Annotated in this window: 10 protein-coding genes and 1 riboswitch; of the genes, 5 read left to right on the forward strand and 5 right to left on the reverse strand. The window is 63.6% G+C overall.

The window, feature by feature from the left end; translation table 11 throughout:
- Positions 1-2 precede the first annotated feature (2 nt).
- The 5 genes from cobG to AC0NIE_RS18280 all read right to left on the reverse strand — a co-directional run bounded on the left by cobG (position 3) and on the right by AC0NIE_RS18280 (position 8312).
- Positions 3-1472 carry a precorrin-3B synthase gene (gene cobG / locus AC0NIE_RS18260; protein ID WP_473485339.1) on the reverse strand — a complete coding sequence of 490 codons (1470 nt, stop codon included), beginning with the start codon at positions 1470-1472 and terminating at the stop codon, positions 3-5.
- Positions 1469-5110: a cobaltochelatase subunit CobN gene (locus AC0NIE_RS18265; RefSeq protein WP_473485340.1), complete on the reverse strand. Its 3642-nt coding sequence runs from the start codon at positions 5108-5110 to the stop codon at positions 1469-1471. Before AC0NIE_RS18265 ends, cobG begins: the two co-directional genes overlap by 4 nt.
- 18 nt (positions 5111-5128) lie before the next feature.
- Positions 5129-6166: a cobalamin biosynthesis protein CobW gene (cobW, locus tag AC0NIE_RS18270; protein ID WP_473485341.1), complete on the reverse strand. Its 1038-nt coding sequence runs from the start codon at positions 6164-6166 to the stop codon at positions 5129-5131.
- Positions 6163-6597: a DUF1636 family protein gene (locus tag AC0NIE_RS18275; protein WP_473485342.1), complete on the reverse strand. Its 435-nt coding sequence runs from the start codon at positions 6595-6597 to the stop codon at positions 6163-6165. Before AC0NIE_RS18275 ends, cobW begins: the two co-directional genes overlap by 4 nt.
- 38 nt (positions 6598-6635) lie before the next feature.
- Positions 6636-6839, reverse strand: a riboswitch (cobalamin riboswitch).
- Between the two features lie 273 nt (positions 6840-7112).
- Positions 7113-8312 carry a winged helix-turn-helix domain-containing protein gene (locus AC0NIE_RS18280; protein ID WP_473485343.1) on the reverse strand — a complete coding sequence of 400 codons (1200 nt, stop codon included), beginning with the start codon at positions 8310-8312 and terminating at the stop codon, positions 7113-7115.
- Positions 8313-8648: 336 nt separating this feature from the next.
- On the opposite strand from AC0NIE_RS18280, the gene AC0NIE_RS18285 reads away from it, so the two are divergent.
- Genes AC0NIE_RS18285 through AC0NIE_RS18305 form a run of 5 tightly spaced genes read left to right on the forward strand, consistent with a single transcriptional unit; the run spans position 8649 to position 11934 of the window.
- A complete protein-coding gene (locus AC0NIE_RS18285) occupies positions 8649-9014 on the forward strand; it encodes an NADH-quinone oxidoreductase subunit A (protein ID WP_023798850.1) in 366 nt (121 codons plus the stop codon).
- Positions 9005-9586, forward strand: a complete 582-nt coding sequence (locus AC0NIE_RS18290; protein ID WP_027156092.1) for a NuoB/complex I 20 kDa subunit family protein — start codon at positions 9005-9007, stop codon at positions 9584-9586. Before AC0NIE_RS18285 ends, AC0NIE_RS18290 begins: the two co-directional genes overlap by 10 nt.
- 6 nt (positions 9587-9592) lie before the next feature.
- Complete coding sequence (locus tag AC0NIE_RS18295) at positions 9593-10132, forward strand: hypothetical protein (protein WP_473485344.1); 540 nt, start codon at positions 9593-9595, stop codon at positions 10130-10132.
- Positions 10129-10734, forward strand: coding sequence for an NADH-quinone oxidoreductase subunit C (locus tag AC0NIE_RS18300; protein ID WP_473485345.1), 606 nt, complete (start codon positions 10129-10131; stop codon positions 10732-10734). Before AC0NIE_RS18295 ends, AC0NIE_RS18300 begins: the two co-directional genes overlap by 4 nt.
- 9 nt (positions 10735-10743) lie before the next feature.
- Entirely contained in the window at positions 10744-11934 is a 1191-nt protein-coding gene (locus AC0NIE_RS18305) for an NADH-quinone oxidoreductase subunit D (RefSeq protein ID WP_473485346.1), read from the forward strand.
- The last annotated feature ends 19 nt before the right edge of the window (positions 11935-11953 follow it).

Genomic DNA, 11953 nt, shown 5'->3' on the forward strand with positions numbered 1-11953 from the left:
GTTCAGTCCTGTCGGTAGAGTTCGGTGACACCGGCCGCGCCAAGCCTTGTCAGGCAGGCGGCGGTGGTCTCGCCTCGAAATCGTGTGCCGCGGATGGCTGCCGCAATGCGGCCAATGCCGCGCGCGGCGCCATAACCAGGCCTGTATCCGGCGGGAAGGATTTTTGCCGTCCCGTCCACGACAAGTCCGGCCCCGTTTTCGCCGCCGACCAGTGTCAGCGCTGCCGGGCCGGGATGGGCACAGCCCTTGGCGCAGCCGGAAATGTGCAGGGTGACGGAGGCATCGAGGAGGTCGTGGTTTTCTGCCGCGATGGTCTCGGCGATGTCGCGGGTGGCGATCCGGCCGGAGGCGCAGGCCGGCGTACCGGGGCAAGCGGCGATTTTCGTGCGCGGGTCGGCTGCGTCGGTGACGAAGCCGAGGGTGGTGGCGATGTCCCGCAACTGGGGGCAGGCGGCCGGTGGCAGGCCGAGGAAAAGCAGCGCGCGGCCCGGCGCCAGGCGGATTTCGGTTGCGCCAAGGGCGAGGGCTTGTTGCGTGAGAGCGATGAGTTTTTGCGCTGGCATGCTGCCGAAGGGCAGGCCGATGCCGAGGGCGGTGCCGGTGGCGGCCAGATCGAAAACTCCGATGGGCCGGCGTTCCTTCGCGCCCCCCTCTGTCCTGCCGGACATCTCCCCCACTTGGGGGGAGATCGGCAGCTTCGCCGGCGGCTCCCCCTTAGCACCTCGGGTGATTGGCGAAAGCGGCGACGAGGGCGCAATCTCCCCCCTCGTGGGGGAGATGTCCGGCAGGACAGAGGGGGGCGCGAAGGAATGCCAACTTGCGAGCGATCTTAGCTGCCTCTCGGTCAAATCCCTTGCGTGGGCTTCGCGGCCTTTTTCGGCAACCATCCTTAGAATAGCGACGGCGATATCACGGGCCGAATCCTCCTCGACCGTGATGAGGAATTTCGCACTCTGACCGTCTCCAGCAACGGACATCTTCCACTGAATTGCCGCGTCCGTCCGCACCGCAGCCAGCCTGACATCGGCCGTCACCGCATCCATGGTCAGCCGTCCACCTCCGTCGACGATCACCGAAACCTTAGGGCCAAGGCGCTGTGCCAGCCCAACTTCAGCAATTGCTGCGCGAATGCGCTCGGCTAATGGGCGCGGGTCAGCAACTTCTTGCGGGTCGAGCCCCGCCAGCGGTCCGTGCTCCACCCGCACGCCGGTGCGCACGGCGATGCCGAGCGCGTCGACCTCCGCCGCAAGTAGCCTTGCGCTTGCCGGCGTCAGGCCGCGTATCTGCAGGCTGCCACGTGCGGTCACTTCCATGATGCCGTTGCCATGCCACAAGGCCGATTCACCGAGTCCGATCAAGGATTTCGGCGAGAGTCCTCCAGCGACCGGGCTGAGCCGCACCAGAAGCCCGTCGCCGGTCTGCATCGGCGCACACAAAGCGGGGCAGGCGCCGCGTCGGGAGAAGGCGTTCATGCGGCCACCCCCAGCGCCTGCGCCTCGGCGATCAGTGCGGCGAGATCGTCATCGATGGAATTGCGCAGCGGATGCCAGAGACCGCGCCGCCGCGCCGACAGAAACCGCTCGGCAATCGCCTTCGCGGCCGAAGGGTTCTCGCGTAGGATGAAGTCACGAACCACGGGATCGCCAAGATAGGCGTCGTGCACGGCTTCGATCAGCGTGCCCGATATGGCATGAGTGGTTTCGGCGAAACCGACGAGACGGTCGACCGTCTCGGCGAATTCCGAGGCACCGCGCGGCCCGTGCCGCATCTGGCCTGATATGAAGCGCGGGTTGACCGCGCGGGCGCGAACGACCCGAGATACGGCTTCTCCAACCGAGCGCGGCTTCGGCTTTTGCGGGTCCGTGGTGTCGAGCACGATGACGTCGGCGTTCTTGCCGAGTGCCGCAAGCGCCGCTGAAAAACCGCCGATGAAGGCGACATCGGCGGAGCCTTCCAAAATATCGCGGCCGGGATCGTCTCCCGTATGGACGAGAAGGTCGGCCTCGGCGATACGGTCCTCAAAAGCGCCTGGCGACGAAATCCCTTCCCCGTCGGCGCCGCCATAGGTATGCGAAGTGGCGTCGAGATAGGCGCGACCGATCTCTTCGCGCGCGGCCCAGTCGCCGCTCGACAATAAATCCTCGACGCCGGCGCCGTAGGTGCCGGGCGAGGTGCCGAAAATGCGTGGACTGACCTTGCCATCCGCGCGGGTTTTTGCCGCGAGCGGGTTTTCCGATGCATCCTCGTCGCGGGCGGCAACGGCGTTGGCGGCCGCATCGATCAGGGCGATCTGGGTCGGGAACATGTCGCGGAACAGGCCTGAAATGCGCCAGGTGACATCGACGCGTGGGCGGCCAAGGGTGGCCGGCGGCAGCACCTCTATGCCGGTGACGCGGCCGGTGGCGGAATCCCATTGCGGCCGACAGCCCATCAGCGCCAGCCCTTGCGCGATCTCTTCGCCGCCGGTGCGCAGCGAGGCCGAGCCCCAGAGGTCGATGACCAGCGAGCGCGGCCAGTCGCCATGCGATTGCATGTAGCTGCGCAAGACCTCGTCGGAGGCCGCCCTGCCGAGATCGAAGGATGTCGGCGTCGGCATGGTGCGTGGATCCGATGTGAACAGGTTGCGGCCGGTGGGCAGGACATCGCGCCGGCCACGCGCCGGCGCGCCGGCAGGACCGGCAGCGACATGGCCGCCGTCGAGGGCCGCGATCAGCGCAGACTTCTCGGCCTCCGCACTTTGCCGGCGCAAAGGATCGGTTTCGCCCTCGGGCGAGCGGCCATAGATGTGCAGCCCGTCCTTGATGGCGAAATCCTTCAGATCACAAAGCCAGGCGTCGATGCGGCGCAGCGCCTCATCAGGCGCGTCGGTTCCGGCGACGCCCGCCTCTGACGCGAGGCCGGTCTTTTCAGCGGTTTCGACGATCAGCCTCGCCAGGCGATCGCGGCGGCGGCGGTCGAGCCCGTCAGCCTGGGCATATTCGTCGACCAGCCGCTCAAGCTGCTGCTGGTTTTCGTCCAGACCGGCGCCGGTCAGCGGCGGCGGCAGATGGCCGAGGGTGACGGCGGCAATGCGCCGCTTGGCTTGCGCTGCCTCTCCCGGGTTGGAGACGATGAAGGGGTAGACGACGGGAAGGGAACCGGTGACGATCTCGGGGAAGCAGTTTTCGCCGAGTGCCACGGTCTTGCCGGGCAGCCATTCCAGCGTGCCATGGGCGCCGACATGGATGAGGGCATGGACGCCGACCGTCTTGCGCAGCCAAAGGCCGAAGGCGATCAGCGCATGTCGAGGCGGCAGCGTCGGGTCGTGATAGTCGGCGCGACGGTCGGCCGAGCGCCCGCGATCGGGGGCGAGTGCTACGGTGATGTTGCCGAAGGTCGCGGCGCGGAAGGGGAAATTTGCCGCGGTAGGCGCTTGAACACCCCCCTCTGTCCTGCCTGACATCTCCCCCTCAAGGGGGGAGATCGGCAGTTCCGCCGACGGCTCTTCCTTAACATCCTTGGTAATTGGCGAAAGCAGCGACGACAGCGCAATCTCCCCCCTTGAGGGGGAGATGTCCGGCAGGACAGAGGGGGGCGACTCGCACAAAACTGTCTCATATGCCGCATTACCCCATGCGGCCTCTACCGCAGCGATGGCCGCCGGCGGCAATTCCTTCGAGAACGTCAGATACTCCTTCAAGGCTAACCCTTGGTCGGCCGACTCTAGCTCACCCAGCAACGCGCGCGGCGTTTGCGGAATCCCTTCAACGGTGTAGCCCTGTTCGCTCAGGTCGTGCAGCATCGCCAGCACGCTGGACGGCACGTCGAGGCCGACGGCGTAGCCGGTGCGGCCGGGGGCGCTCGGATAGTCGGGGATCAGGATGACCAGCTTGCGTTTTTCGCGCGGCGTGCGCTGCAGGCGGATGAAAGCTTCGACACGGTTCGCCACCTGCGCGACGCGGTCCGGCTCCGGCCGGTTGGCGAACGCGCGGAAGGCCAATGCGGGATCGACCCCGCTTTCTCCCTTGAAGGAAATGGCACCGGCGAGAATGCGGCCGTCGAGTTCGGGCAGGACGACATGCATGGCGAGGTCGGCAGGCGCCAGGCCGCGCTGATTGCTTTGCCAGATATCGCGGCGTGTCGTCGCGACGATGACCTGGAATACCGGCACGCCGGCGCGGTCGAACAGGGTTTCGACGCCGGGCTCAGCACCGGAGGCGAAGGCCGTGGCGGTGATGATGGCGGCAGGTTTCAGCGTGGCAAGCGCGGTCTCGACAAAGGCGAGCGATGCCGGGTCCTTGAGGCTGGAGACGAAGATGGGGACGGGGATGATGCCGCGCTGCCCGAGTGCTTCGAACAATGCGTCGATCGGCGCGACATCGGCGGCGAGCAGCATCGAACGGTAGAAGAGGATGGGCACGACGTCCCCCTCGAGTGGAGGGTGGCCCGTAGGGCCGGGTGGGGTCGTTGCGGCAGTGCTCGACGTTTTTTTCTGTTGGCGCACTTCACAGGCGACCCCACCCCCGGCCTGCGGCCGGACCCTCCCCTCGAGGGGGAGGGGGACGTCGCGCTCGCCCCCCCGTCCCGGCTCATAATAGCCCGCCTTCGGCACGACAACCGGCTCCACGACCGCCGCGTCCTGTCCCGCCAGCAGCGCCAGCTGATTCACCAGCGCCGTCATATTCTCCGGGCCGCCCTCGCGAAAATAATCGAGCAGGCCGTCGAGCTCTTCGCGCGGCAGCGTCGAGCATTCGATCAGCCGGAGATCCTCGTCGCGGCATTCGCCGGGCAGCAGCGCCAGTTTTATGCCGCGTGCGCGAGCGGTCGAGGCGAGTTGGTCGCAGCCGTAGCGCCACCAGTCGTAACCACCGAGGACGCGAACCAAAATAACCCTGGCGTGCCGGGCGACGCTGTCGATCCAGAGATCGACGGACATCGGATGGCGCAGATCGCGCAAAGCCGCCAGCCGCATCGAGGGCAGGCGATCCGCGTCTGCTTTCCACGCCGCCGCCAGCCCGGCCAGATCGCTGTCGGTGAAAGACAGCGCCACGACATCCGCAGGCGTCTGCCTGAGATCAACAGGCTCGGCGAGATCGTCGAGCGAGGCGGATGTTGTGGTGAGGATGTGCATCGCGGCTCGTGCCTGAGGTCAGCCGGCGAGAATACGCTCGATGGCCGGGCGGTTCAGCCCTTTCAGGCCGATGACGACGAGGCGCGAGCGGCGATCGTCCTCAGTGGTCCAGGCGCGGTCGTAATAGTGATTGACGCGCGGACCGACAGCCTGCAGCAACAGCCGCATCGGCTTGCCGCCGACCTCGACGAAACCCTTGACGCGCAGCACGTCTTCTTCCTCCGCCGCCGTGGCGACGCGCAAAGCCAGCTCATCGGGATTGGCGATCGATGGAATGTCGATGACGAACGAGTCAAAATCGTCATGCTCGTGGTCGAGTTCGCCGTCGTGGTGGGTCTTGCGGTTCTCGATGTCGTCCTCGACGGCAAGGCCGAGGCCGAGCAGCACAGACGGATCGACCTTACCCTGCGAGGTCGGCACGATCTTCACGGCGCGCGCGGTGTGCTCGCCGATGATCGCATTGGCACGGGCCGAGCCGGCGGCGTCCATCAGGTCGCTCTTCGATAATATGATCAGGTCGGCGCAGGCGAGCTGGTCCTCGAACACCTCCTCGACCGGATCGTCGTGGTCGAGCGTCTCGTCCTGCGCGCGCTGCGCCTGCAGGGCGGCCATGTCGTTGGCAACGCGGCCATCTGCCAGCGCCGGACCGTCGACCACGGCAATGACGCCGTCGACCGTCACCCGGCTCTTCACTGTCGGCCACTGGAAGGCCTGGACCAGCGGCTTGGGCAGAGCCAGCCCGGAGGTTTCGATCAGGATATGGTCGACTTTCGGCGATAGCGACAGGATCTGGTCGAGCGCCGGGACGAAGTCGTCGGCGACGGTGCAGCAGATGCAGCCATTGGCCAACTCGACGATGTTTTCCTCAGGGCAGGTGTCGATGCCGCATCCCTTCAGAATCTCGCCGTCGATGCCGATATCGCCGAACTCGTTGACGATGATGGCCAGCCGCTTGCCGCCGGCGTTTTCGAGCAGGTGGCGGATCAGTGTCGTCTTGCCGGCGCCGAGGAAGCCGGTGACGACGGTGCAGGGCACGCGGGAGACGGAAGTGGTCATATCTGATCCTTCACAAGGTCGAGGGGAGGAATGCGGGCGACGAGGCCGCGTTTCAGGCAATCGGGGCGGCCGCGCCAGGGAATGAGGCCGTCCGTCGAGGTGGCGAAGAGCTTTGCGCCTGCGACGAGATCGGCGCCGCTTGTCGCGGTTAGGTCGCCAAAGACATAGCTCCAGCAGCCGTCGCGCAGGATCGCGGCGCTGAGGCGGCGCTTGCAGTTGCCAAGGCATTCGACGGTGCGGATACAGATATTTTCGCCTGATACAGCGCGGCGCGTGTCTTCGGCCAACAATTCGCCGGCGCGAGGATGGCCGTCGGAGCCGGTCTCGTCACGGCAGGAGGCGCAGACGATCACGGTGACGTCGGCCAGAGCATCCCTATCGCCGGACAATACGCCCGCTGTCTCAGCCAAAAAACTGCTGTCGCGTTCCAAATCAGGCTCCTTGCCCGGAAAACCCGCCAGGCGATCGGATTCTTATGTCCTAGACGGCAGGTCTCCTGGCTCGCGAGTCATCGCCTTGGTGCCGCCTTCCCGGGATTTTCCCAGTGGTTATCGGCCTTGGCTCGTCGCTTACAGTTGCGGGGACAGCCGCGGATTTGAAATCGAGATTTCGCACCGCATTCCCTCTTGGCTCCTCCCTTTGCCGAGAGGAGACCGTCTGAACCGGATTTAGGCTTGTGCAGGCAGTCGTGTCAACGCACGTCTACGACGCGGCGAGGGAAACGCTTCAGAGCAATTTTCGATGTCGGCGCTGCCCCTCATTGCCCTGCCGGGCATTTCTCCCCGTATGGTGACGGGGAGAAAGGACGACTTCGTTTGGGATTTCGCCAATCTACAGCGTTGTAAGGCTGGGCGCCTAGGTTGCGGCAGCTTTCCTTCTCCCCGTCACTATACGGGGAGAAGGTGCCGGCAGGCGGATGAGGGGCAGCGCCGACATCGGCAATCCCTTACGAAACCGCGACATCCGCCAGCGCATGGCCCAAATCACCCGCTTGCGTCACCTCGATGCGTTCCAGGCCGAGCCAATCCTGCATCAGCTTCAACTCCTCGAAAAGCTCGGCGGCGGTTTGCGGCGGGGCGCCGGGCTCGGCATAGGCGGCATGGACGCGCAGCACGCCGGCAGGGCGGTCGGCCTTGAGGTCGACGCGCGCCACGATCTTTTCGCCGAGCAGGAACGGCAGCACATAATAGCCGTATTGGCGTTTTTCGGCCGGGGTGTAGATCTCGATGCGATAGCGGAAGTCGAACAGCCTTTCCGTGCGCGCCCGCTCGAAGACAACCGGATCAAACGGGGCGAGCAGCGCGCGCGCCTCGATCTTGCGCGGAAAACGGGCGTCCTTGTGAAGATAGGCAGGCTTGTCCCAGCCTTCGACGCGGACCGGCAAAAGATCACCTGCCTCGACCAGTTCCTCGATGCGGCCCTTGATGTCGGCGGGAGCGAGGCGGAAATAGTCGCGCAGGTCGCCCGCTGTCGCGACACCGTGGGCGAGCGCGGAAATGCGCAGCAATTCGCGATGCGCAGCCTCAGCAGGGGGCACCGGCAGACTGAGTATTGCCGGCGGCAGCACGCGCTCCGGCAGATCGTAAAGCCGCTCGAAGCCACGACGCGACGCCGTGGTGATACGGCCGGCCCAGAACAGCCATTCGAAAGCGTGCTTGGCGTCGCTCCAACCCCACCAGCCGCCGTTTCCCTTCTGGCCTTCGAGGGCGGATGCGGCGACCGGCCCTCGTTCGACGACCTCGCGATAAATGTCTTCAATGTAGGCGGCGCGTTCGCGGCCCCATTTGGCGAGTCCGTTATACATTTCCTCGCCACGTTCGGCCCGCTCCATGCGCCAGCGCATCAGCGGATAGGTTTCGACCGGCAGAAAGGAGGCTTCGTGCGCCCAATATTCGAAGACCGTGCGCTTGCGCGTCACGGCGGCGTTGTCGAGCAGCGCAAGCGGGTAGGGGCCAAGCCGCGAATAGAGCGGCATATAGTGGGCGCGCACCACCGCGCTGACGGAATCGATCTGCAGCAGGCCGGTCCGGCCAAGCACACGGGCCAGATGGCGGCGATCGGGCGTGCTGTTAGGGCGAGGATCGGCAAACCCCTGTGCGGCGAGCGCGATGCGCCGGGCCATGGCGAGCGAGATTTTTTCCTTCATGCAGACGGCACTCTGTTGGCGTTCGACCAAGGTTGGGGGCGAATGATTCCGCGTCATGCTAGCAGGGTTTTGGCGGCATCTATGTCAGGAGAGAAAACTGGAGTAAAAAATGAAGGAAATCAAACAGGAGCGGATCGGACCAGTTTATCCGGATATGCTGCCCAGCACCGTGTTTTGAACAAGGTTTGACTTGCTTCGCCGAAAGCCCTGCGCTAACCCTCGCCGCGTTGCAGCATAGAGCCCCCTAAAACGGTTCAGTGGTTAAACTGTCACGCTTCCGCAAGTGGGTCCGGTGCTGTAATCAGAGTGGATTGGCCGCCAACGGAAAGCTGCAGCATGAACGCATTGTTGAGTTCGTACCTGCCCATCGTCCTGTTCATCGGCGTGGCGCTGGTCGTCGGCCTGGCGCTGCTTGCCGCACCCTTCCTGGTGGCCTACCGCAACCCAGATCCGGAAAAGCTTTCCGCCTATGAGTGCGGCTTCAACTCGTTCGATGACGCCCGCATGAAGTTCGACATCCGCTTCTACCTGGTGTCGATCCTGTTCATCATCTTCGATCTGGAAGTGGCCTTCCTGTTTCCGTGGGCGGTGTCTTTCAGCCAGATCGGCATGCTCGGTTTCTGGTCGATGATGGTGTTTTTGGCGGTGCTGACCATCGGCTTTGCCTATGAATGGAAGAAAGGAGCGCTGGAATGGGATTGAGCGACAATTCCGGCACGCTCGTCGCGCCGAAGCCAAAAGGCATTCTCGACCCCAGCACCGGAAAGCCAGTGGGGGCGAATGATCCTTTCTTCCTCGAGATCAACAACGAGCTGGCCGACAAGGGCTTTCTCGTCACCTCGACCGAGGCGCTGATCACCTGGGCGCGCAGCGGCTCGCTGATGTTCATGACCTTCGGTCTTGCCTGCTGCGCGGTCGAGATGATCCACACCTCGATGCCGCGCTACGACTCGGAGAGGTTCGGCGTTGCGCCGCGCGCGTCGCCGCGCCAGTCGGACATCATGATCGTCGCCGGCACGCTGACCAACAAGATGGCGCCGGCGCTGCGCAAGGTCTACGACCAGATGCCGGAGCCGCGCTACGTCATCTCGATGGGCTCCTGCGCCAATGGCGGCGGCTATTACCACTATTCCTATTCGGTGGTGCGCGGCTGCGATCGCGTCGTGCCGGTCGACATCTATGTGCCCGGCTGTCCGCCGAGTGCGGAAGCGCTGCTCTACGGTATCCTTCTGCTGCAAAAGAAGATCCGCCGCACCGGCACGATCGAGCGGTAAATCACAATGGATGGAGCTCAGATTATTTATGGCAACCCCGAGCCTTGGCTGGGTTTGATGTTCAAAGCGCTTGACCAGCGATTTGGGGAGACTGACTCTGGTTCGAGGTTTTATTCTTCGGCGCTTTCAATAGACACGAAATTTGGTGCTGCTGGTGTTGGCATCGACATCCTATTGAATGATTGGGAAGCCGAGCCGACAGACGAGCCTCGAATAGTCTTTTATCATGGCGACGTGAAACTGCGTTCGCTTGGCGATCCAACTAAGAACCTGATTGCAGAAATGTCGGCCAGGCTTTCCTCTACTTCGTCAGGCCAGGGGGCAGCTACCGAAAAGTTGTTTGTGGAGTGCGTTGCCCTAAACGGGGACCCCGCAAATCTGGAAACCCGGCAGTTTGTCGGAAAGCTGTTCTTTGGCGAGCCGGGTGACGACAATGAATGTCAGGTTTTTTTGACCATTGACGCCGCTAGGGAGAGCGGTTGGTTTGGTGAGAAAGATGCGGAAGACTCGCATAAGGTCCTAGATTGGTTTGCGAGGTTGTCATGAGCCTATCGTTGAATGAACTCTCGATCTATCTTGGCGAGAAGCTGAGCGGCCGGGTCGGCGATGCGGTGCTTGCATATGGCGAACTCACCATCTCGGTTGAGCCGCAGGATCTGATCGAGGTGGTGAGCTTCCTGCGCGACGATCCAAAATGCCAGTTCATCTCGATCATCGACGTCTGCGGCGCCGATTATCCATCGCGGGCCAAGCGATTCGACGTTGTCTATCACCTGCTGTCGCCGAAGCAGAATGTTCGCATCCGGCTCAAGGTGCAGGCGGACGAAGAGACTGTGGTGCCATCGATCACCAGTGTGTTTCCGGGCGCCGACTGGTTCGAACGCGAAACCTACGATCTCTATGGCGTGCTGTTTTCGGGTCATCCCGATCTCAGGCGGATTCTGACCGATTACGGCTTCGAGGGTCATCCGCTGCGCAAGGATTTCCCGCTGACCGGTTTCGTCGAGGTGCGCTACGACGACGAGGCCAAGCGGGTCATCTACGAGCCGGTCGAGCTCAAGCAGGAATTCCGCAATTTCGATTTTCTCTCGCCATGGGAAGGGACGGACTACGTTCTGCCGGGCGACGAGAAAGCCAAGACGAATTGAGACGCCAGAATGGCTGAAACCTCCGTCCGTAATTTTAACATCAACTTTGGACCTCAACACCCTGCAGCGCATGGTGTTTTGAGGCTGGTTCTTGAGTTGGACGGCGAAGTCGTCGATCGCGTCGATCCGCATATCGGACTGTTGCATCGCGGCACTGAAAAGCTGATCGAAGCCAAAACCTATCTGCAGGCCGTGCCCTATCTCGACCGGCTCGACTATTGCGCGCCGATGAACCAGGAGCATGCCTTTGCGCTGGCCGCAGAGCGGCTGCTCGGTATCGAGGTGCCGAAGCGCGGCCAGCTGATCCGCGTGCTCTATTGCGAGATCGGCCGCATCATGTCGCACATCCTCAATGTGACGACGCAGGCGATGGATGTCGGCGCACTGACGCCGCCGCTGTGGGGCTTCGTCGAGCGCGAAAAACTCATGGTATTCTATGAGCGGGCCAGTGGCTCGCGCATGCATGCAGCCTATTTTCGGCCCGGCGGCGTCCACCAGGACCTGCCGCAGCAGCTGGTCGAGGATATCGGCAACTGGATCGATCCGTTCCTGAAATCGCTCGACGACCTCGACGCACTGCTGACCGGCAACCGCATCTTCAAGCAGCGCAATGTCGATATCGGCATCGTCTCGCTGGCCGACGCCTGGGCCTGGGGCTTTTCGGGCGTCATGGTGCGCGGCTCCGGCGTCGCCTGGGATCTGCGCAAGTCGCAGCCTTACGAATGCTATGCCGAGATGGATTTCGACATTCCAATCGGCAAGAACGGCGACTGCTTCGACCGTTACCTCGTGCGCATGGAAGAGATGCGCCAGTCGGCGAAAATCATGCGCCAGTGCGTCGACCTGCTGCTCGGCAAGGAAGGCACGGGGCCGGTGTCAAACCTCGACGGCAAGGTGGTGCCGCCAAAGCGCGCGGCGATGAAGCGCTCGATGGAAGCGCTGATCCATCACTTCAAGCTCTACACTGAGGGCTACCGCGTGCCGGCCGGCGAGGTCTATGCGGCGGTTGAAGCGCCGAAGGGCGAGTTCGGCGTCTACCTGGTCTCGGACGGCACCAACAAACCCTATCGCTGCAAGCTGCGGGCGCCGGGCTTCGCGCATCTGCAGGCCATGGACTTTTTGTGCCGCGGCCACATGCTGGCCGACGTCACCGCCGTTCTCGGCTCCCTCGACATCGTGTTCGGGGAGGTCGATCGGTGATTCGCCTTCTGAGCCCAAT

Source organism: Mesorhizobium sp. WSM4842, from assembly GCF_055901575.1.

What these genes read in the sequence shown, in the direction of transcription:
- AC0NIE_RS18280 (WP_473485343.1), bottom strand. Translation starts at nt 8,312, where the DNA reads ATGAAGGAAAAAATCTCGCTCGCCATGGCCCGGCGCATCGCGCTCGCC.
- AC0NIE_RS18295 (WP_473485344.1), top strand. Translation starts at nt 9,593, where the DNA reads ATGGATGGAGCTCAGATTATTTATGGCAACCCCGAGCCTTGGCTGGGT.
- cobW (WP_473485341.1), bottom strand. Translation starts at nt 6,166, where the DNA reads ATGACCACTTCCGTCTCCCGCGTGCCCTGCACCGTCGTCACCGGCTTC.
- AC0NIE_RS18305 (WP_473485346.1), top strand. Translation starts at nt 10,744, where the DNA reads ATGGCTGAAACCTCCGTCCGTAATTTTAACATCAACTTTGGACCTCAA.
- AC0NIE_RS18300 (WP_473485345.1), top strand. Translation starts at nt 10,129, where the DNA reads ATGAGCCTATCGTTGAATGAACTCTCGATCTATCTTGGCGAGAAGCTG.
- AC0NIE_RS18290 (WP_027156092.1), top strand. Translation starts at nt 9,005, where the DNA reads ATGGGATTGAGCGACAATTCCGGCACGCTCGTCGCGCCGAAGCCAAAA.
- AC0NIE_RS18285 (WP_023798850.1), top strand. Translation starts at nt 8,649, where the DNA reads ATGAACGCATTGTTGAGTTCGTACCTGCCCATCGTCCTGTTCATCGGC.
- AC0NIE_RS18265 (WP_473485340.1), bottom strand. Translation starts at nt 5,110, where the DNA reads ATGCACATCCTCACCACAACATCCGCCTCGCTCGACGATCTCGCCGAG.
- cobG (WP_473485339.1), bottom strand. Translation starts at nt 1,472, where the DNA reads ATGAACGCCTTCTCCCGACGCGGCGCCTGCCCCGCTTTGTGTGCGCCG.